17 protein-coding genes are annotated in these 21962 nt (G+C 44.1%); 10 read left to right on the top strand and 7 right to left on the bottom strand.

Features of this window, described 5'->3' with window-relative positions; genetic code table 11:
* The first annotated feature begins 40 nt into the window (after window positions 1-40).
* The 5 genes from ACE1CD_RS17355 to ACE1CD_RS17335 are packed head-to-tail and all read left to right on the top strand — an operon-like array spanning window position 41 to window position 5136.
* Window positions 41-1036 (top strand): methyltransferase domain-containing protein, encoded by a 996-nt coding sequence (locus ACE1CD_RS17355; protein WP_374825718.1) that lies wholly within the window; start codon window positions 41-43, stop codon window positions 1034-1036.
* Between the two features lie 15 nt (window positions 1037-1051).
* Window positions 1052-2179, top strand: a complete 1128-nt coding sequence (locus ACE1CD_RS17350) for a glycosyltransferase (RefSeq protein WP_374790091.1) — start codon at window positions 1052-1054, stop codon at window positions 2177-2179.
* Window positions 2169-3278 carry a glycosyltransferase family 4 protein gene (locus tag ACE1CD_RS17345; RefSeq protein ID WP_374825716.1) on the top strand — a complete coding sequence of 370 codons (1110 nt, stop codon included), beginning with the start codon at window positions 2169-2171 and terminating at the stop codon, window positions 3276-3278. The genes ACE1CD_RS17350 and ACE1CD_RS17345 overlap by 11 nt, the downstream gene beginning before the upstream one ends.
* Before the next feature lie 2 nt (window positions 3279-3280).
* Entirely contained in the window at window positions 3281-4189 is a 909-nt protein-coding gene (locus ACE1CD_RS17340; RefSeq protein WP_374790087.1) for a class I SAM-dependent methyltransferase, read from the top strand.
* Window positions 4186-5136, top strand: coding sequence for a glycosyltransferase family 2 protein (locus tag ACE1CD_RS17335; protein WP_374825714.1), 951 nt, complete (start codon window positions 4186-4188; stop codon window positions 5134-5136). Before ACE1CD_RS17340 ends, ACE1CD_RS17335 begins: the two co-directional genes overlap by 4 nt.
* A gap of 58 nt (window positions 5137-5194) precedes the next feature.
* Here the strand turns inward: ACE1CD_RS17335 and ACE1CD_RS17330 are convergent, their stop codons facing one another.
* Window positions 5195-6523 carry a flippase gene (locus tag ACE1CD_RS17330; protein WP_374790083.1) on the bottom strand — a complete coding sequence of 443 codons (1329 nt, stop codon included), beginning with the start codon at window positions 6521-6523 and terminating at the stop codon, window positions 5195-5197.
* A 20-nt stretch (window positions 6524-6543) separates the two neighbouring features.
* A complete protein-coding gene (locus ACE1CD_RS17325) occupies window positions 6544-7623 on the bottom strand; it encodes a glycosyltransferase family 4 protein (protein ID WP_374825712.1) in 1080 nt (359 codons plus the stop codon).
* A gap of 348 nt (window positions 7624-7971) precedes the next feature.
* Between ACE1CD_RS17325 and ACE1CD_RS17320 the strand changes: the two genes are divergently transcribed.
* Both ACE1CD_RS17320 and ACE1CD_RS17315 read left to right on the top strand, forming a co-directional pair.
* A complete protein-coding gene (locus ACE1CD_RS17320) occupies window positions 7972-8970 on the top strand; it encodes a hypothetical protein (RefSeq protein WP_374825710.1) in 999 nt (332 codons plus the stop codon).
* 88 nt (window positions 8971-9058) lie between these two features.
* On the top strand, window positions 9059-11212 hold the full coding sequence (locus tag ACE1CD_RS17315) for a WD40/YVTN/BNR-like repeat-containing protein (protein ID WP_374825708.1): 2154 nt from the start codon (window positions 9059-9061) through the stop codon (window positions 11210-11212).
* A 469-nt stretch (window positions 11213-11681) separates the two neighbouring features.
* On the opposite strand, the gene ACE1CD_RS17310 is transcribed toward ACE1CD_RS17315, so the two are convergent.
* The 5 genes from ACE1CD_RS17310 to ACE1CD_RS17290 form a co-directional block, all read right to left on the bottom strand.
* Window positions 11682-12041: a hypothetical protein gene (locus ACE1CD_RS17310; protein ID WP_374790076.1), complete on the bottom strand. Its 360-nt coding sequence runs from the start codon at window positions 12039-12041 to the stop codon at window positions 11682-11684.
* Window positions 12042-12136: 95 nt separating this feature from the next.
* Window positions 12137-12352 (bottom strand): hypothetical protein, encoded by a 216-nt coding sequence (locus tag ACE1CD_RS17305; protein ID WP_374825706.1) that lies wholly within the window; start codon window positions 12350-12352, stop codon window positions 12137-12139.
* Between the two features lie 150 nt (window positions 12353-12502).
* Window positions 12503-12634: a hypothetical protein gene (locus tag ACE1CD_RS17300; RefSeq protein WP_374790072.1), complete on the bottom strand. Its 132-nt coding sequence runs from the start codon at window positions 12632-12634 to the stop codon at window positions 12503-12505.
* 326 nt (window positions 12635-12960) lie between these two features.
* A complete protein-coding gene (locus tag ACE1CD_RS17295) occupies window positions 12961-14166 on the bottom strand; it encodes a glycosyltransferase family 4 protein (RefSeq protein ID WP_374825704.1) in 1206 nt (401 codons plus the stop codon).
* Window positions 14163-15413: a glycosyltransferase gene (locus ACE1CD_RS17290; RefSeq protein ID WP_374825702.1), complete on the bottom strand. Its 1251-nt coding sequence runs from the start codon at window positions 15411-15413 to the stop codon at window positions 14163-14165. The genes ACE1CD_RS17295 and ACE1CD_RS17290 overlap by 4 nt, the downstream gene beginning before the upstream one ends.
* Before the next feature lie 848 nt (window positions 15414-16261).
* Between ACE1CD_RS17290 and treZ the strand changes: the two genes are divergently transcribed.
* The 3 genes from treZ (at window position 16262) to ACE1CD_RS17275 (ending at window position 21719) form a co-directional block, all read left to right on the top strand.
* Window positions 16262-18112, top strand: coding sequence for a malto-oligosyltrehalose trehalohydrolase (treZ, locus tag ACE1CD_RS17285; RefSeq protein WP_374825700.1), 1851 nt, complete (start codon window positions 16262-16264; stop codon window positions 18110-18112).
* A gap of 54 nt (window positions 18113-18166) precedes the next feature.
* Window positions 18167-20950 carry a malto-oligosyltrehalose synthase gene (gene treY, locus ACE1CD_RS17280; protein ID WP_374825698.1) on the top strand — a complete coding sequence of 928 codons (2784 nt, stop codon included), beginning with the start codon at window positions 18167-18169 and terminating at the stop codon, window positions 20948-20950.
* Between the two features lie 514 nt (window positions 20951-21464).
* Window positions 21465-21719 carry a type II toxin-antitoxin system ParD family antitoxin gene (locus ACE1CD_RS17275; RefSeq protein WP_374825696.1) on the top strand — a complete coding sequence of 85 codons (255 nt, stop codon included), beginning with the start codon at window positions 21465-21467 and terminating at the stop codon, window positions 21717-21719.
* Window positions 21720-21962: the final 243 nt, after the last annotated feature.

The raw sequence follows: 21962 nt of genomic DNA, 5'->3' as shown, positions 1-21962 counted from the left end.
TGTCACACCTGCTTTTAAATCAAATGAATCGAGAGAGAATATGCCCACAAATAGCCAAATAAAACTAACCGAAACCACACAAAAAATGCTCCGCTGTCCGGTTTGCAAGTCAGAACTGGTCTTAGCCAACGAAAAATTAAAATGCACCAATTACGAATGCCAAACCGTATTTCCCGTAATAGATGGCGTACCTGTCTTAATAAATGAATCTGCCAGTATTTTTAACCTCAAAGATTTTCTTAATTACGAAAGTACCACTTTCAACATCAAACCGAAAACAAAAATTCAACGGTTATTGATGAATTTAGTGCCAGCAATTTCGGCCAATCTGAGGACAAAAGAGAATTATGAAATGTTTGCCCTTCAAGTTCAAAAACTAAGCCCAACCCCCAAAGTTCTCGTCCTGGGTGGTGGCATATTAGGCCAAGGAATGGAACCTCTCTTATCAGTTCCATCAATAGAGATTGTCGGCAGCGATGTTTCTTTCGGCCCCACAGCCCAATTAATCTGCGATGCTCACGATATTCCCTTTGCCGATGCTTCCTTTGATGCCGTAATTGCCCAAGCTGTACTGGAACACGTTGTCGATCCCCAACGATGCGTAGAAGAAATTTACCGAGTTCTCAAAGATAATGGCGTAGTTTATGCAGAAACTCCATTCATGCAGCAAGTTCACATGGGCAGATACGATTTTACTCGCTTTACCTACTTAGGACATCGCCGTTTATTTCGGAAGTTTGAAGAAGTTTCTAGTGGAGTGGTTTGCGGGCCGGGAATGGCACTAGCTTGGGCTTATCAATACTTTCTGTTGAGTTTTGTCAAATCAACAGCCGCACAAGCATTGGTGACAGCGTTCGCCCGGTTTACATCCTTTTGGTGGAAATACTTCGATTATTTCTTAGTTGACAAACCGGGCACATTCGATGCAGCATCGGGATATTACTTTATGGGCAAAAAGAGCGATCGCGTCCTTTCTGACCGAGAATTGATCCAGCTTTATAAAGGCATTAGAGGTGGTGTATCCCCTGATTATTAAAGAGGAGAAATAAGGGTGGACAAACTGGCAATTTTTCACCCCACTCTCACGGGTGGTGGAGCCGAAAAAGTAATCGTTAACTTGATTGGGGGTTTTGTCGATCGCGGTGTAAATGTAGACTTAGTTTTAGTTAGGGCAGAAGGGCCTTTCGTTGCTCTCATACCGCCAGAGGTGCGAGTCGTCAATTTGGGGTACAAACGACTGGTACTGAGTATGCCTGCCTTTGTACGTTATCTCCACCAGTCACAACCAACAACTCTACTCACCGCTTTTGAAGATACTAATTTAATCGCTCTGTGGAGTCGCAAATTAGCTGGCGTATCTACCCGCATAGTAGTGAGCGTACATAACACTCTTTCCTGGGAATCTCAAATCACAACGCAAGGTATAAAAAGACGAATAGGCCCTTATTTGGCACGCTGGTTCTACCCCCAGGCAGATGCAGTTGTGGCGGTATCCCAAGGCGTTGCAGAAGATTTGGTGAATCTGGGTTTCTCTGCAAACAATATGAAAGCGATCTACAATCCGGTTGTTACCCCAGAGCTTTTCCAAAAAATAACTGAATTCCCCCAACACCCTTGGTTTGCGCCTGATTCGCCGCCAGTAATTTTAGGTGTGGGACGCTTAGAGAAGCAGAAAGACTTTCCTACACTCATTCGCGCTTTTGCAAAAGTACACAGCCAGCGTCCGGCTAAATTGATAATCTTGGGTGAGGGGATCGATCGCCCCTACTTGGAGGCTTTGGTGCGCGAACTGGGTGTAGCGGAAAATGTCGCTTTACCTGGGTTTGTGGCGAATCCCTACGCTTACATGGCGCGATCGGCAGTATTTGTACTTTCCTCCTTATTTGAGGGACTACCCACTGTACTGATTGAGGCTATGGCGGCGGGAACTTCCCCTGTCTCTACCGACTGCAAAAGTGGCCCAGCAGAGATTTTAGAGAATGGGCGGTATGGAAAGCTAGTACCTGTAGGGGATACGGAAGCTATGGCAGAGGCAATTATCAGCACTTTAGATCGTCCCGTAGATGCGAAATTGCTACAACAAAAGGCGGCTGAGTTTTCTTTAGAAAAGGCTGTCGCACAGTATTTAGAAGTGTTGCAGGTTGGGTCGCATTCGGGAGATCGAAAGTATGGAAATTAAAAAGGTTTTAGTTACTGGAGATGCCTTGTTTTTAGAGCGCTATCAGCTTTTATTCAAAGCGATGTCTGTCCATGTCGATCGCTTGGAGTATTTAGCACAAGGTAATTTAACCCAAACTAGGCGATCGCAAAAAATCAAAAACTTATTACCTAAGTTTCTCCTCAAGCCAGCCGAGAAATATTTTCGCAAAAATCAGCAAACATTTATTAAAAAATCTCAAGAGACGGAGCAGAAAATTAGAGAACTTGAGTTTACACCGGATTTAGTTTTTCATCTATTTGCCTTGTATTGTCCATTTTGGGATAAATTCGACATCCCTTACGCGATGTACCTGGATTATACTATGGCTCTGGCTGCGAAAAATTGGTCGGCTTGGGCTCCTTTCAGTAACGCTAAAGAACTTGATTTTTGGCTAGACTGCGAACGTCAGGCTTATGCACGCGCCGATCGTATTTTTCCGATGAGTAATGTTGTTAAAACTTCTTTGATAGAAGACTACGGCATAGAACCTGAAAAAATAACAGTTGTAGGTGCTTCCGCCAATTTTCAAGAACCTTATGAAGGGGAGAAAAGCTTTGGCAGTCAGCGAATTTTGTTTAACGGTTCTGATTTTGAAAGAAAAGGAGGAGATTTACTATTGGCTGCATTTAAAAAGGTGAAACAGGCACTTCCCGATGCTAAGTTGACGATCGTCGGTAAAAAAATGACCTTCAATGAGGATGGTATTGAAAATCCCGGTCATGTTTCATCTCGTTCGGATATGCGCGATTTGTTTCTGAACGCAGATTTAGTAGTTTCACCTGCCTATTGCGATCCTTTCCCAGTCTTTTTATTGGAGGCGATGAATTATGGAGTTCCTTGTATTGTCTCTGCTCGAGACGGAATGCCAGAAATTGTCGATAACGAAGTGACCGGTGTGGTTATTCCTCAGCCTACACGTGACGTTTTAGCCGAACGCATCATCGCGTTACTCTCCGATAATTCTATGTTGGCATCAATGTCAGAGAAAGCACGCGATAAGATGAAAAATCGCATGAATTGGAATCATATAGCTAACAACGTATTACAGGTTTTGAAAAATTTTGCAGCGAATAAGTAATTATGCCAAATACAATTGCCACGATTAAAACTAACGTTCGCAGTTTCCTATGGAATAACCTGCCTTGGTTAGGTAATTTTGTCCGATCGCTGAAAGGAAATTTAAATAAATTTGAAGGAGGGACAGATCACGTTCCGTCGCAAGTAGTTGGTGTCTTAGAAAGGTACAGTCAACTGATTGGCGATCGCAACTTTCCTGTCAAGGGTAAAGTCTGTTTGGAGTTGGGGACGGGAAACTCGCCCGATATTGCTTTTCTGATGCTACTCGGTGGAGCGAGTCGATCGCTCATGGTGGATACAGAACCTTTTATGAAGGTTCCGTTTCAGGAAGGGAAGGAATACGAGGAACTGGTAATTTATTTGAGGAGTATAGAGACCGATCGCATCAAGTTTCCACAACTTCCCGCCAATCTAAACGATGTCAATTTAAACGAAATTGCGCGTCGGTTAGAATACGTTAATTACGATGGCGTACACCTGCCATTACCCGATGCTTCCGTAGATATAATTTACAGCAAATCCGTACTGGAACACGTTCGGGAACCCCAGCAACTATTTCAAGAATTGCGACGGATTTCCAAACCGGAAGCTATCCACCTGCATATCGTCGATTTGCGCGATCACTTCCATATTAAAGATGACAACACCGTCGATGGAAATTGGCTGGAATTTTTGGAATACGACGAAGAAGCTTGGTCGCGACGATGCGTGAAAACTCATGGGTGGTGCAATCGCTTGCGCTTACCATCTTGGTATCCGATCGTTCAAGGATCGGGTTTTGCAATTCTCCAAGAAAATATTGTACGTATACCCCTGCCAACGCAATCATTGCCCGATACAATTAAATCTGTGAAAGATTTGGACGCCGCTTGGTGGTGGGTACTTTTACAGCCTCAAGGAAGTAAAACATGAAGGATAAACCTTTAGTTAGCATCCTCATTAACAACCATAACTACGCACGCTTCTTGCCAGATGCTATTGACAGCGCACTGAAGCAAACTTATCCCCACACCGAAGTAATTGTGGTGGATGATGGTTCCACTGACAATTCGCGAGAAATTATCGCCAGTTATGGGGATAAAATTATCCCATTGCTAAAGCCAAATGGCGGACAAGTTTCGGCGTTCAATGCAGGATTTGCCGCCAGTCGCGGCGATATTATCTGTTTTTTGGATGCCGACGATCTCTATTTGCCAGAAAAAGTAGCAGAAGTTGTAAATGCTTTGGGCGATCGAGAAGACTTAGGTTGGTGTTTCGATCGCCTCAAATTTGTGGATGTCAATTTGAAGGATATTGCCGGCAATAAATCTATTCCTGAGAACTATGCAGGTGCAGTTCAGGAGTACGATTTGCGAGAAAAAACCAAACAAGGCAAACCGGGAAAAAACTTTCCCTACTCTTCTACTTCCGGGATTTCTGCAAGGCGATCGCTCCTGCAACAAATTTTACCAATACCCGAAAAAGACCAGTCAACTTTGCTCAACGAAACCTTTCTAATCTTTCCTTCATTATTTCTGAGTAAAGGCGTTGTCGTGTATAAAGAATTGGGTTTTTATCGGATACACGGTAATAACGCTAACGCTACCACTAAGGACAAATTGCGACCAGCCAGAATCTCAATTCTTCACGCCTATTGGATACGGGAGAAATTCCCATCCTTGTATAACTATACTAATTGTCTTATGGGGGCAGGTATAGGTGTTTGTCAAGCCAATGGAGGTATCGAAGCGCAATATCAGCCACTTGTCCAAAGTTATCTTTCTTCCGTGACGTTACCGGAAAAACTGGAAATTTATGTAAGGGCTGGGTTGAATTTTGTCAAAAGTAAAGTTTTGGATACAACCAGTCGATCTGCTTAGATCGGGACTTAACCATCAGACCTATCTAGTCAATTCATGAATTGACCAGACAGGTCTGCTATTCTCTGCTTCTTCTCGCAAACAAATTGAAAGTCAGTGCATTGGTCATTATCCAACCTAGCTTTCTAGCCGGAGGATAAATCAGGCACATCACATAATCGGTAAATGAATAGGAAATCACCGATGCTAGCGCCGCACCATCTTCTTGATAAAGCGGAATCAGCCAAAAATTCAGGATAATATTCATAGTAGCGCCGCAACAGGTAGAAATTAAAGCAAAAACTGTCTGCCCTTCTGCCACAATCCAAATTCCTTTTGCCCACCCAAAAAAACCAAATACTGCTGACCAAATGTAGATTGACAGCACGCTAGCAGCCGCTGCATATTTTTCGCCGAATATAGCTACAATGAGAAATTTTGAGATAAGCGTCAGGGGAATGGCTATGCTGAAAGTTATGATTACCATTAAATTAAACAGCTTTTGCAGTTTGTTGTAATAGAGCGTTTCACTCTGCTGTTTGGCTTGCACAATTGCAGGAGTTACGGAATTGACAATGGCGCTGGCAAAAAAATACCAAACTTCTGCTATTCGCACGGCTGCTGAATAAATCCCGACGGGTTTATCGCCCATTAATTGACCGAGCATAATCTGATCGATACGCACGTAGATCATAATAGCTAAATCGGAAATTATTAACGGCCAACTCTCCTTGAGCAGAGTTTTTGCCCGCTGGAATTTCGGACGCCATCTGAGCAGATTTTGTCCGTCCAATTTGTGCGCGATCGCCAAACCTATGCTACCCAAAGCGCTCTCCACCACAAGTACCCAAGCAAAGGCAACTATAGGAGCCTTCATCTCAATCAAAGCAATTCTGAGCGCGGTGACGATAACGAAGGCTGTATTTTTGGCAATAACTGTATGTTTTGATTTAACTACAGACTGGAACCACAAATCAATCGTATTGAAGGCATCAAAAATTGTTACTGACGCCGTAATTGTCACAATCCAAAGAGTCAGTGGGTCATGAGGACGGACTAGGCTAATCGCTCCACTTGTTACTAATACTGTGAGGATACCACCAGCGAGTTTTAATACAAAAGTCGTGCCAAGAGTTTCGTCTTTATGGGATGGATCGCGAACTATATCGCGCACGACAATTTGATTCAATCCCAAAGTGGCAAGCACGCCAAATAGCGAAACAAAAGCAGTTGCGTAGTTAAACAGACCAAATCCATCTGGGCCTAGATAACGAGCTATCCAAGCGGTCACAATTAGCCCGACGCCCATGCGTAAGATGCGATCGCCTGACAACCAGATTACACTGCCGATAATCCTACGCAGTTCGGGACTGAGCTTTGCAATTGCTGCTTTCAATTTATTCAGCATTTTAATTTATGAAAAATCTTCTACGATCCCATCTCAATTAATCGATTGGCGATCGCCTCCACGAAGCGATCGCTATTGCGGTCTTTTAACACCAATTCGTGACCGCGCTGCGCCTGTGCTTTCGCCTCCTCCGGATTGTTCAAAAGATGAACGATCGCTTCTCGCAATCCCGCCACATCCCCTGGATTAAACGTAGTAACAATACCAGGAGTTTCAAGGTATTCGCTCATCCCGCGAGTGCGGGTTATAATCACCGGACGCCGACAAGCTAAAGCTTCGTGCATCACTTGAATTCCAGCCGCAAACTTATTTTCCACCAAGCTAATTACTACTATGTCGGCGTCGCGATAAAGTTGCACTAAATCCGGCCATTCGTAGAACTGACAGGACATATTTTCCGGCAGAACGTTCGGAAATCTGCGCGACTTCGGACGTGCGTATTCTTCTTTTAGCTTTGCCGTGGAAAAACCGCTAACTTTGACATCGATGTCTAAGTCCTTTGTCGCTGCTGCTAAAGTTACGTAATCCCGCTGTTCCAATCCCACACTCATCACCATCGGACGACGCTTATCTGGTGAAACAGGACCGGGTGTAAAGAATTTCACATCTGTTTGATCTGGTAGTAACCAGACTTTTTCTGCTGGCAAATTCAAGTAACGATGGAGGAAATCAGCTTGCAGGCGAGCCGGAGTAATAAATAGGTCAATTTTATCTGCCAAACCGTACAGTTTCAAGGACAGACGAGTGCGGGGTCGATCGGAATTGTGAACGATTACGACTATTTTGGGCCGATCGCGTTTCGCACCGCAAAGTGCCGCGACGGGATATCCGACATCTTCCCCAGGACAGAATATCAAATCGTCGCTTGTAAGTTTCTCTGACAGTGCGCGACCCAAAGCCCACTGTTCCGGAATGTTCGATCCTAGTTTCCCGCGTATCTTATCTATTGGTTGTACCGGATTTCCGGCTGGTTTGTGGATGGTCGCACCTAGCTGTTGACTTAGCTGCCACATAATATGCCGGGGGCATTTACGCTGTTCGGCATCTCGCGCCATCCCTTCTAGGTCGATCGCCCGAATTAGAGCTATATGATATTTCAACGCCTTCTCCTTTTTAAGCCAAATTTTTCATAAATCTTCAATCTTTAGGGAATCCCTATTTTGATAGATTCTTTTTTGCACAATTCATATTAAATCACACCTTTCTTTGTAGCCGATCGCATCGCCACCCCCTCAGCCATCCCAGCAGGATATTTCACCTTTCTAGATTAAAAAAAAATAAAATTTCCGACACTGCGATTGAGAGTTCTACAGCCCACTCTACCCGATCGCGATACTCCGCGTCTCGCTCGCTGCCAATGTGCGATCGCTTATCGGGAAAGCAGTGTCAACCTGTTAAGCTTGTGTTATATTGTTTGAAATAAAAACTTTCCTACTTTTAACAAGGCAATGAATAATACTAACAAGAACAAGAAAAATTTGGTACTGGGATTCGTAAAAACTTATGATTTTGAGCAAATCAAGCCTTTCGTCATTTCACTCAAGAATACGGGCTATCAAGGAGATATCTGTTTGGTTTACTGCGATTTAAGCCAAAGAACTATTGACTTACTTCAAGAATATGGCGTACAAATGTATCCCTTTAAAGAGTTTTACATAAATCTGCCCTATTACATCGGCCAAGGCGGAAAGCTCAAACAAAATAAAAAAATTTATCCCTATCTTTTACTAAATATTTATCCTTTCAATAGATTGTATACTTGGCTGTTAAGAGGAGTGAGTAAGTTAGCAAAAGAAAACGAAGATTCAATCAAGGCTCGCGTAGCTCAGTATTTTCTAAACGTCCCGTCATGTAATAGATATGCGATTTACTACTTATATTTATCTAAATACGGAGAAAAGTACGCTAATGTGATGCTGTCAGATGTAAGGGATGTCGTATTTCAAGGCGACCCCTTTGATTTTGAGTTTGAGGATGGTAGCTTGAATTGCTTTCTGGAGGAGGGAGAAAAAACGATCGGTGATAGCGAAGGGAACGCACAGTGGATTAGGGAAGGGTTTGGGGAAGATGCGCTTGCCAAGATAGCAGATAAAAGTATTTCCTGTTCCGGCACAACAATTGGCAGCACAGACGCTATAATGGCTTACCTAAAAGCAATGATAGATTCCTTTGTGCAACTGAAATATCATTCTTGGGGAATCGATCAAGGCGTGCATAACTACATCATTTACCAAGGCTTAGTTAAGAAAGTGAATTTTTACAATAATTTTCGCGGGCCGATCTTAACCATGCACTATACCAACGAGGAAAAACTACAGTTTGACAGCAACGGATATTTAAGGAACGACGATGGCAGCCCGATCAAAGTTTTGCATCAGTACGATCGCCTCGCACCAGAAGTCAGAAACAAAATAGCCGTATATCGAGAAAGCGGATGTACTGTTTGATTGAGATCGAAACTTCAGTGCTGGTGTGAGTGCAGTCGAAAATTGTCGGCTAACGTTGTTGATACTCCACAATAATATTCAGTAAATTATGGCGCTATTGAAACATTTTCGATGGGCTGTCATTCCGATTTGTCTTGGCGTTATCACTACCTGTGCCGCCAGCAAGCCGCAGCCTCAAACTCAACCGAGTGCGATCGCACAAGCAAAGTATACTACCGGGCAGAATGGCTATCGCTGGGCTAACGTCTCCATCGGCGGCGGCGGTTTTGTCACCGGAGTCTATCCCCATCCGCGACAGCAAGATCTTGTTTATATTCGCACCGATGTAGGCGGTTTTTATCGTTGGAATCCCACAGATAAAAGCTGGATGCAATTAAATAACAGCTTTCCCGTATCCAAAGAAAACTACTACGGTGGAGAAGCACTAGCAGTCGATCCCAACAATCCGAATACAGTCTACATAGCAGCAGGGAAATACCCAAAGTTGCCGCTAAAAGGGACAATCTTTAAGTCCGCCGATGCCGGAAAAACCTGGACTAAACTGAACATAGACTTAGCAATGGGGGGTAACGAAGATCATCGATGGGCAGGAATAAGATTAGCTGTAAACCCCGCTAACTCAAACATTATCTTTTTTGGTTCGCGATACGATGGGCTGTGGAAATCCGCCGATGCTGGTGCGACATGGGCTAAAGTTACCTCTTTTTCGCCATCTCTGACAGAAGGTGTTGGCATTTTGGGGATTGTGTTTGACAAGCGATCGCCCGGATTGGTCTACGCTAATGTTTATGGAGACGGAATCTACAAATCTACCGATACGGGCGTTACTTGGCAAAAAATCGAGGGCAGCCCAAAGCAAGGACAGCGAATCGCAGTTGCTAACAACGGTATTTTGTACGTAACTCATCAATCTGGAGTGAGTAAATATAGCAACGGTACTTGGAATAACATTACTCCGAACAGCAAAGAAGCTTCCTTTAATGCTTTAGCTGTCAACCCCAGCAATCCCAACGATGTCATCGTCGCTTTGGGTCAGTCAGTATCTACGAAAATCTATAGAACTTCAGATGGCGGAACCTCATGGACAGAGATGAAAGTATCTCTCAAGCACACCGTTCCTTGGTGGGACGACTATATGTTTTCCGTGTGGACATCTGCGATCGAATTTGACCCAAAAGTCCCCAGCAGAGTATGGTTAACTGACGGCAACGGCATTTGGCAAACTGAAAATATTAATGCCAATCCAGTAATTTGGACAAACTACGAAGCCGGACACGAAGAGTTAGTGGTTTTCTCCTTAGCTGCGCCTCCGAAGGGAGGAGTTTTGTTGAGTGGCACAGCAGATCAAGACGGATTTTACCACAATAACGGACTCAATGCTTATCCTTCCACAAGATTGGCAGGTATTTCGCAATGGAGTCACACGAATCGGGATACTTTTAGTATTGCCTACAGCGAGAGCGATCCTTTGCGCGTAGTGCGCGTAGGCGGTGCGAGATGGAATTCAAATTTTACAGGCGCAACTTCCACCGATGGAGGATTGACTTGGCAGAAGTTTCCCTCATTTCCGGCGAACACGATGCCGTTGCGCCTAGCTTTATCTGCTAATAATCCCAATCTCTTCGTTGTCGCCGTCAGCGAAGGTAAAGCTATACGCACAACTGATGGCGGCGCTTCTTGGAGTGCGGTGTCGGGACTACCCAATGGCCCCAAAGGGCCGTGGTATTGGGGCGAACCTCTCGCCGCAGATAAAGTAGATGGGAATACGTTTTATTACTACAGCGACGGCAAAGTTTATCGCAGTAATGACGGCGGCGCGTCCTTCAGCCTTGTCAACTCATCGGTGCCAAAGAGCGAATGGGTTTTGGATAAGCTCAAAACAGTTCCTGGTGCCAAAGGTGAAGTCTGGCTGAGTCTGGAATGGAACGGTTTATTTCGCTCTACAGATGGAGGCAATACTTTTACTAAGCTACCCTCCGTAGAAAGCGCACGTTTGTTTGCCTTCGGTAAGCCACCGACAGGAAGTACCACTCCCGCACTTTATGTATATGGAAAAGTTGCAGGTGTGGGAGAAGGTATTTTCCGTTCTCTCGATAAAGGACAAACTTGGACGAGTATCGGTTCGCAGCAGAATCCCATTGGTAATGGCCCGGTGGTAATGGAGGCGAGTTGGCAGCAGTATGGCTTGGTCTTTATTGGTACTGCTGGCAATGGTATCTACTACGGAAGTCCGGGTAGTTAATTGAACGCACCCCAACTAAACTTCGTTATAGTTGGGGATTCTTACGCCAAAAGAAAGTTCTCTTAGCGTTCCCAGAGTTACTGGCGTTCTCAGTGTGCCGTTGGAACTTTTGCCTACGAACACCCTAGAAAAATGTTTGTCACCTACAATTAGGCTATACCAATATCTCGCTCCGATATTGTAACTAGCATTTAAGTCGGCATTATAGTGTTTGCCTTAAAAATTGTTGCTTCTGGCGATCGACTGTCGCCCTCTTGCTTCGCCCCTACACAATACATATTTCCTTGTTTTTGTCAATTTATTCTAGTGGACTGGCGCTCTAGGAGCCCAAAAAGTCAAAAGGCCGTTCTCAGTCACAGCCTTGTAAGGTAAAAGAAGAAATATTTTCTTTTGACTTTTGACTTTTGACTTTTGCCTTTTGCCTTTTGACTTTTGACTTTTGACTTTTGACTTTTAACTTTTGACTTTTCTAGCGAGCTGCTATTTTGCCCAAAGTTATTTCCATCGCTCCCAAGTACGAACTATCGGGCGAGAATTCGGATGGCAATCTACCCGACTTGGCGGCAGCTTGCACAATCTCTCTGGCACTAATATCTGCTGACTTAAAAGCAGCGATCAAAGTTCTACCTGCGGGAATACCCTGCGCCTGAAAGTATCCTTGATAAGCCATCCAAGCCAGATTGAAAGGCTCGATTCTATAGGTCGTAGCAGCAGAACTACCTGTAGTTGCGCTGGAGCGTGCAGTTTCTGCTTGTTGAGCTAGTGTGTTTGGTGCAAAAGCAGCAGACAATAACAGCACGGATAAACTGCCAAAAATTACGCTTTTCATGTTTTCATCCCTAAGACTTCCTTCTATCAGGATGATTTTTTGTTATATAAGCTACATCTGCTGTAAGAAAGAAGCCGCAGGAGAGACATTTTTGTTCAAATAGCTTTGCTGAATGCTTCTGACGCTACTCCTGTTTGGCTTACACCTGTGTTGCAACTATCTTTTTTTGGCTCTTTTGCTTGTGGCAATACTGCTGAAAGTAGAGATTCTGCTGCCATCAAGACTACCGAAACTGCCAAAACTACGAAGGCAGAACCGGTGAATATTAACATTAAGGGTAAGGAAGCCAGTCGTTCGATCGCAGCTTTCATCTCAGAAACCTTGTTTTTACTAGGATTGAGGTAGCAGCTCTTACTAGCGAGCTGCTTTTTAATATTGAATGTTAAAAAAGTGAAGATCTTGTGAAGGATTGCATCCCATAACTAACTTTGAGACGATCGTCATCTGCCAGAAGTAGGATGTTATGGCAATACCTCTGAAAGTAGAGATTCTGCTGCCATTAAGACTACCGAAACTGCCAAAACGACGAAGGCAGAACTGGTAAAAAGTAACATCAAGGGTAAGGAAATCAACCTTTTTATAGATGCTTTCATATAGTTTCCCCTGAGTTTAAGTCAGTTTACTATTATTACAATATGAGACAATAATTTATTTGGCATCAGTAAGTTTTGGTAATTAAAATCCCATCCATAACAGCCGATCGTCAGCAAAAATACGAAAGCGTACTGGTATTATCCAGTACGCCTTTTTAACAGGGGTAAATCTTGCTAAAGGTCAAAATCTGCTCAATAGTACATTTAGAGAACTATATCGGTATTACGGAAAGGATAAAATAACTAGCGACACTTATGCCGACGCAAGTTGGATAGTATACATTAATCTGAATCGGCAAAGATACGCGGCCAGTTTAACACACACCTTAGACGCAACTAACCTTAAGCCTAGCGAGAATATTTCTCAACATTGACCATCTGCGTTCGCGGACTGGTGCTGGGGTTTCGCAGTGCAAAAGTGCTTTGTACAATCCCAAGGTATCGTCAGTAATGCCATCCCAGTTAAAGTTGGCTTTTACGTAGTTTTGGGCATTGCTAGCCATTACCGCCATTTCCTGTGGGTGATGGATTGCCCAATCTAAGCTGCGAACGCAGGAGTGTAAATCTCCAACAGGGAAAAGCACACCCCGGTTGTTAGAGATCAGTTGCTTGTGTACGGGAATGTCGCTCGCCACTACGGGTACACCTTCCTGCATTGCTTCCAACATCGCTAGGGGTAATCCTTCCAACTCAGAAGGAAGTACAAATAATCCAGCTTTTTGGATGATTTCTGCTAGATGGGCTCCTTTAAGTTGACCGGTGAATACGATGTTGGGATTGTTTGCTGCTAAATCGACCAGCTGCTGCGAGTACTCCGTAGTATCGCTGTTACCGCCAACAAGGGCAAGTTTCCATCCCTGCGGTTGGAGTTTTTGGAAGGCTTTGATGAGTAAGTCGGGGCATTTTTCCGGAACAAGTCTGCCCAGAAACATAATGTACCGCTGTTGCTGCAATCCCAAGGAAGTGCCGAAAGCAAAATTGGGGTCTGACTCTCCTAAGTTTGAGGCGGCGTTGGGGATGTAGGTTGTTTCTCTGTTGTATGTTTTCTTAAAGTAGGAGCGGAGTTCTTCTGAGACGACGATGATCTCATCGGCGAAGCGGACGGCAGCGCGTTCGCCCATTTTGATGAGATGACTGCAAGCTTTATTCCATTTGGCGCGTTGCCAGTCTAGACCGTGACAGGTAACGACTATTTTGGCGTTGGTGCTAAATTTTGGCAGCCAGGTGAAGAGGGATGGCCCTAAAGCGTGGAAGTGGATGATATCGTACTCTTTGCCAAGGGAAGCCATCGCTCCCAGTGCGGAACTCAGCAACGCATCCATTCCGCCTGCTTTCAAGCAAGGTAAGGAGACGATGCGAACGCCGCCAACGTTGTAGGTATGCAGTGAATTCGAGCCAGTATAGGAGGAGCGAGCGAACAGATCGACTTCGTGGCCTTTTTCAACCATGCGGGTGTAGATTTCTTCGCAGTGATGCTCGATACCACCTTGTTTTGCCGGCAAGCCTTTTGCACCAATTACAGCTATTCTCATAGTGAAACCCCTGTCAAAGATTGTTGATTCGTTTGGCGAATGGATGAGTTCCGCTGTTGCCAGCGGTGTAGCAAAATGTTGTAGATGGCACCCACCACAGTGCTGGCGCTATATGGTTCGGCGGCTTTGACGCAGGCTTCGATTGGGAAATTGCCAGGATTTTGCAGTACTTGACGCAAGGCATCGGCTACTGCAACTGGCGTGCGTTCCTCACATACCACTCCGCTGTGGGCGGTAAGTAGATTTGGGGTTTCACCGCAGCGGGTCGTCACTACTGGCGTCCCGCAGGCTAGTGCTTCGAGAACGACTACTGGTAAACCTTCGTAGGCGCTGGTCAGTACGAAGACACTGCTAAGGCGCTGCAACTGTGCAAGTTCGGCTTGGTTTATTGCTCCGAGCATTGTGACTTGCTCAGAGAGTCCCAAGCGCGAAATCTCTGTTTGTATTTCTGCTCTCAAATCTCCATCACCTGCGATGAGTAGGTGAATTTTGGGATTGTTGAGAGCGGCTAGAGATCTCACTAGCAGGATCGGGTCTTTCTGGGGATGCAGCCTACCGGCAAATAGCACGAACTGCGTATCTTCCGTTTTCCCCATCCGAATAGCGAGCTGGCGTCTTTCCTGCTGGCGTTCGTCCCAGGTCAAGGGGTAGCAAATTTCGTTGTCTACTGTGTTTTTTACGTAGCTAACTCGGTCTGCTATCTCTGGGTAGCGCTGACGGTATAATTGCGCCGATTCCGTATTGCAGGAGAAGATTTGGGAAAACTGGCCAAGCAGTTGCTGTTCGAGGGCAAAGTAGGCTGCGGGAAAATACCGCCATGCGATCGCATCTTTGCCACCCGCAGAATTTATCTGCTTATTTATATCGTTGTGAATAAAAAGGGCTTTCTCTCCAGGCCAGTTTAGCGCTGCTAATGTCGGTTCTAACCTGTGAAAGTGCATGAAGTCGGATGCTAGGTTACGACCGAACAGCGCAGCTGCGTACTTAATAGTTGTAGGTATTAATTTTCTAACATTGTCATCTTTAAGATTGAATAAAGGCATGAATTGAATTGCCTTGCCCGCCAGTTCTGCTTCGTGCCACTCACCCACACGTAGGTGCTGCTCCTCGTGGCCCGTTCCTACCAACCGCACCTCAAATTCGCTGGGAGCGTACTTAACAAAATTTTTTATAACAGTTTGGATTCCGCCGATGCTGCTGTGCCAAGGGTTGAACTGGTAGAAAACGGTCAGAACGGGCTTAATCATAATTAGGTGCCGATATGTAGGGAGGAGCGATTATATTGGTTGGGAAGCCCTAAACTTTCGGTATTTGGATAGATGTAAATTTTTATTTTGTCTGCAAGTCTAGGTTATTTTCTCTGCCTTTAAGTAAATCTCTCATTTCGACTTGTATCCATATAAATGTTTTCCTTTCTGGGTTAATACATAGGTTAGTGGCAATTACCGAATAAGTGAATAGGTAACTACGAGATTTCACTAAGGATTTATAAATTTCTGCACCGTCTTCATATCAACTTTATAATCAAGCCAGACGTTTGTTGGCCAAGCAGATACCCTGAGTGCGGATCTAAGTATAATTAAGTATAAGTAGTGATGTAGCGATCGCACCCTGACTTTGAATTACGGGAATTAAACAGTTATTTGAAATTGCTTTAGCTTAAAAGTAGGAATTAGCCGACTTTTTTTTGCTTCTAACTCTGCCTGTCTCTGACTGGCTAGCTTAAACGTCAAAATAAGTACTTATTGAGATAGAAGACAAGTCTGTATATATAAACACTAGGGGATAGTGGGAGAGTCAAAGAAATGCGAAACCTATTTGTATATTGCCTGGGCGTCTTGTTCGCAGTTGAATTTTAGCAGGAAAGAGAAATTTATTGCACTCAGATCTCTATCTTGAGGGAGAACGACGCTTTCTTACAAAGTGGGATGATGCGATCGTAGACACATGGCAGCTAATCGTGCGATTTACTGGCAAATCCGTTAGCTACCGGAAAATGCGGCCTGATTTTCAGAAGTCTCTTTACTGTAAAGAAAACTGTTGAGTTTCCGCTTTTCCAACTGAAAAATTTTAATCTAAAATTCCCACAATTTTTATGACACAAGAGCAATCCCCCCAAAGAGTGAGAATAGGCTCCCATTACGTGGGCAACGATCGTTGTGAATTTAGTGTATGGGCTCCCACTCTCCAAGAGGTAGCAGTACAAATTCTCTCTTCAGATAGAAGACTTATTCCCATGCAGCAAGATGAGGAAGGGTACTGGAAAGTCACTGTTGAGGGTGTCGCTCCCGGAACACTATATAATTACAAACTGGAAGGAAATATTGAAAGAGCAGATCCCGCCTCCCACTTTCAACCCCAAGGCGTACACGGGCCCAGCGAAGTTGTCGAACACAGCACATTTGCCTGGACTGATAATAATTGGTCTGGCGTTCCCTTAGAGGAAATGATTATTTACGAGCTGCACGTCGGTACTTTTACCGATGCAGGTACTTTTGAGGGAATGATACCGCGATTGAAAGATCTGCGCGAGTTGGGTATCAATGCGATCGAAATTATGCCGGTCGCTCAATTTCCAGGCGATCGCAACTGGGGATACGATGGTGTCTTTCCCTTTGCCGTCCAAAATTCTTACGGTGGCCCAGAAGCATTCAAAAAATCGATCGATGCCTGTCACCAACACGGCATATCGGTAATACTCGATGTCGTCTTCAACCACATTGGCCCAGAAGGGAACTACTTTGCAGACTTTGGCCCCTACTTCACCAAAAAATATAGCGGTGATTGGGGTGACGCCATGAACTTTGACAGTCAATACAGCGATGGCGTGCGGAACTATTTTATTGAAAACGCCCTGTATTGGTTTGAGAATTATCATATAGATGGTCTGCGATTGGATGCGATCCAAGCTATTCTAGAGTTTGGTGCCAGACCGTTTTTACGGGAACTCTCCGACGCCGTTGCCGAAGTTTCCCAACGAATAGGTCGCCAACTTTATCTCATCGCCGAAAGCGATTTAAACGATGTCCGCACCATTCGACCAAAAGAAATAGGCGGTTATGGCTTAGACGCACAATGGAACGACGATTTTCATCACTCGCTGCACACATTGCTAACGGGTGAAAATGACCGATATTACCAAGATTTCGGCAAATTATCCCACATAGAAAAATCTTACCGCGAAGGCTTTGTCTATTCCGGGCAATACGCACCGCACAGAAAACGCCGTCACGGTAGTTCTTCTGTAGAAGAACCGGGATATAAATTTGTCGTTTTTTCGCAAACGCACGACCAAATAGGCAATCGCGTCTTGGCAGAAAGATTGTCGCAGCTTGTTGCTTTTGAAGGTTTGAAATTAGCAGCAGGTGCAGTTTTCCTTTCTGCGTTTGTGCCTTTCCTGTTTATGGGTGAAGAGTACGGGGAATCAGCACCGTTTTTCTATTTTATCAGTCATTCGGATGAGGAGTTGATTGAAATAATCCGCAAGAGCAAAGCAGAAGAATTTAAAGCATTTGCAGGACGAGGCGAAATGCAAGACCCTCAAAGTCCTGACACATTCAACAAGTGCAAACTTAATTGGGAACTGCGAAAAGAAGGAAAACACCAAGCTTTGTGGGAACTGCACCGCCAACTAATTCAGATGCGCCAGACAATTCCCACCCTCAAAAAGCTGGATAAGAAATGTTTGGAGGTATCTGGTATCGAAGATGACAAAATTTTGTTTTTACGTCGCTGGAATGATGACAGCCAGATATTTGCCATCCTAAACTTCAATCTCGGAGATGTTACTTTTACTGCTGCACCGCCTGTAGGTAACTGGCAGAAAATTTTGGATTCTTCCGATCGCAAGTGGATGGGGTCTGGTGCTTCATTGCCTGACAATTTGGAGGCGGGGAAAGAAGTTATAATGAAACCTCAAAGTTTTGTGGTGTACGAAGTTAAATGATTGTGGGGTGGGCATTGCCCACCCTACTAAGAAAATTATTTAGGAGTATTTATCATGCGGATTCCTACAGCAACTTACAGAATTCAATTTCATGCCGGATTTAACTTTGAGGATGCAACGCAAATTGTTGATTATCTGGCGGAATTAGGAATTACCGATATCTACGCTTCGCCGATATTTAAAGCCAGAAAAGGTAGTTCGCACGGCTATGACGTTGTAGACTCGAATCAAATCAACCCGGAACTGGGAACGCGAGAAGATTTTGAAGCGCTAGTCAGCGAATTGCAAGCCAAAAATATGGGATGGGTGCAGGATATTGTGCCCAACCATATGGCTTACGATAGCGAAAATTCGCTGCTGATGGATGTGCTGGAAAATGGCCCCGATTCAGAGTATTTTGATTACTTCGATATTAACTGGGATCACCCTTATGAAGATATTAAAGGACGAGTGCTTGCCCCGTTAATGGGAAGTTTTTATGGAGAAGCTTTGGAAAATGGCGAGATTCAACTTAAATACGACGAAACAGGTTTAAGTGTTAATTACTACAGTACAAAATTGCCCGTCAGGATAGAATCTTATGTCAAGTTTATTACGCATGGATTAGGACAATTAGCAAGGGAATTGGGAGGCAGACAGCATCCTGATTTTATCAAGATGCTAGGGATTCTTTATCTGATCAAAAACATTCCTTCGGAAGTCAAAGGTAAGGAAAGATACGACCAGATAGCTTTTGCTAAAGGACTTTTGTGGGAACTTTACACAGAGAATCCTGCTATTAAAGATTTTGTCGATCGCAATATCGAATACTTCAATGGCGAAAAGGGAAATCCAGAAAGCTTTAACCCGCTGGATAGTTTGCTATCAGAGCAATTCTACCGCCTATCTTTCTGGAAAGTGGGTGCGGAAGAAATTAACTACAGAAGGTTTTTTACCGTTAACGAACTGATTTCTGTAAAAGTAGAAGAAATCAAGGCTTTTCGCAGAAACCACGCTTTGATCTTCCATCTAGTTGAAGAAGGAAAATTCACCGGATTGCGAATCGATCACATCGATGGACTGTACGACCCAACGGAATATCTAAAACGACTTCGGGAAAAAACAGGCGATATCTACATTGCGGTTGAAAAGATTCTGGAACAGAAAGAAAACTTGCCGGAATACTGGCCGATCGAAGGAACGAGCGGCTATGACTTTTTGATCCAAATTAATGGCATATTCTGCCAACAGGAGAATGAGGAGAAGTTTACTGAGATCTACCAGAAATTTGCCAGGGCAAATACCAATTACGAACAGCTTTTTTATGATAAAAAGCGGCTGATTGTCGAAAGAAACTTAGCAGGAGATGTCGATAATCTGGCGCAACTCCTGAAACGAGTATCCGGTCAATCGCGATATGGCAATGACTTTACTCGTTTCGGTTTGCAAAAAGCGCTTTCGGAAGTGCTGGCGCTGTTCCCAGTTTATCGAACTTATATCAATCAAGATGGTTTGCGAGAATCCGATCGCATCTATATCAAAGAAGTGATGGAAGAAACAAGACGGCACGTACCCCAGCTTCTAAAAGAACTCAATTTTATCGAAAAGATACTTCTGCTGGAAGAGGAAGAATCATTAACAGCAGAACAAAAGGAACTGAGCCGTCACTTCGTTATGCGGCTGCAACAATTGACTGGCCCCTTGATGGCAAAAGGGATAGAAGATACACTTTTTTATGTGTATAACCGACTCATATCTCTGAATGAAGTTGGCGGCAATCCCGGTCAATTTGGCATCTCAATTGCGGATTTTCACGAGTTCAATCAAAAGCAGCAAGAAACTTGGCCTCATAAAATGAATGCTACGGCAACTCACGATACCAAACGAGGCGAAGATGTGCGAGCGAGGATTAATGTGCTGTCGGAAATACCGGAAGAATGGGAAAAACAAGTGAAAGCATGGAGCGAAATGAATCGCGCCAAGAAAAAGAAAATGAAGAATCGCTTGATTCCGGATGTGAATGACGAATACTTCTTTTACCAAACGCTGATCGGAACTTATCCTTTCGGGGAAATAAAGGGGACTGACTATCACGATCGCATGAAGAATTTTGCGATCAAAGCGGTGCGGGAAGCGAAGGTTCACACGGCATGGTTAAGACCGGATTCCGATTACGAAAATGCTTACATGGATTTTGTTGATGCTGTTTTGGAAGATGAGAAATTTCTCGCCGAAATTCAGCCTTTCCAAAAGACGATCGCGCAGTATGGCATCTTCAACTCCCTATCCCAAACGCTGCTGAAAGCAACCGCTCCCGGTGTGCCAGACTTTTATCAAGGTACGGAATTTTGGGATCTCAGTCACGTCGATCCGGATAATCGCCGTCCGGTTAATTTTGAGGAGCGAGTTGCGGTTTTAAAAGAAATTAAAGAGAAGGCGGAGAAAGATATTCTGAGCTTAATTGCCGATTTAGTTGCCACGCGATCGAATGCTAGAATTAAGATGTTTTTGATTAATAGAATTCTGGCGACGAGAAACGAGAATATCGAACTTTTCCAATCAGGTGATTATATCCCGTTGGAGGTGACTGGAAAATTTAGCGATCGCGTAGTCGCTTTTGCGAGAAAATATGAAGATAAGGTTGCGATCGCACTCACTCCCCGCTTTTTAACCAGCCTGATAAAGCCAGAAGAAGTTCCCCTTGGCGAACAAGTGTGGGAAGACACTCGCATCGAACTGCCGCAGGGAATGCCATCTGCCTGGAAAGATGCCATCACTGCACAAACAATTCAATCTAATGGCAAAGTATTAATTGGGCAAGCTTTGCAACATTTCCCGGTTGCTTTGTTAATTAGTTAAACTCAGCGTCAGGGGAGGGCGAAGCATTAGGATATAAAATCTAGGGTTTTGAGCGATCGATAGTCGCCCTAATGCTTCGCCCCTACAAATATACAACCGAATGCACTGATAAGCAAAAATTATCTAATCGTAGGGTGGGTTAGGCACGGGCGATAAATTCAAAACTTTCAACAAATAATTTAACTTCCCGTGCCGTAACCCACCATCATCGCACACATCTGTTGCATCAACAAACATTTTTCACCATAAAACCAAAAGACACAACTCAACAAATACGTTGGGTTTCGTGCCTCAACCCAACCTACAAATCTGATTCGTCTAAGCTGGTTATATGGCACAAAATTAGCACACATCTGTTGCATCAACAAACATTTTTCACCATAAAACCAAAAGACACAACCCAACAAATACGTTGGGTTTCGTGCCTCAACTTAACCTACAAATCTGATTCGTGTAAGCTGGTTATATGGCAGAAAATTAGCGAAAATGATTTCAGTACCAGGAACAAGAAGCGATGAATATTACCCTCAAGCCAGAACAAGAACAGTTTATCCAATCCCAAATTGAACGGGGAATTTTTGCCAATCCAGAACAGGCTATAGAGGCAGCATTACGCTTGTTGGAAGAACAAAGCAGAGGTTACGAACAGTGGGTACAGGAAACTCGCGAAAAAATAGATGTCGGACTGGCACAATTGGAACGAGGGGAAAAATTTCCTCTGGAAGTTGCGTTTGAACGATTAGAGCGAAAGATTATCTGTAGGAATTAGAGGTTAAATTTTTACCGCAGATGTAAACAGATAAACGCAGATAATAAAATGATTTTTTTATCGAATGATGTAACCGAAGATGATATTAACGCAAGTTGCTAGTTATAAGATTAGCGCTGCTATGCAGGTACGTAGTTGGGCGTCAGCCCGCTTATTATATGTTTTATAAAAGGGCTTAATCCCAACTAAAAACCAGCGCCAAAAACCAGACACCCCAACAACCACAAACAAAAAAAACAACAA

The organism is Aerosakkonema sp. BLCC-F183 (assembly GCF_041929145.1).
GTDB lineage: Bacteria > Cyanobacteriota > Cyanobacteriia > Cyanobacteriales > Aerosakkonemataceae > Aerosakkonema.
This window is presented reverse-complemented; position numbering and strand designations above follow the sequence as displayed.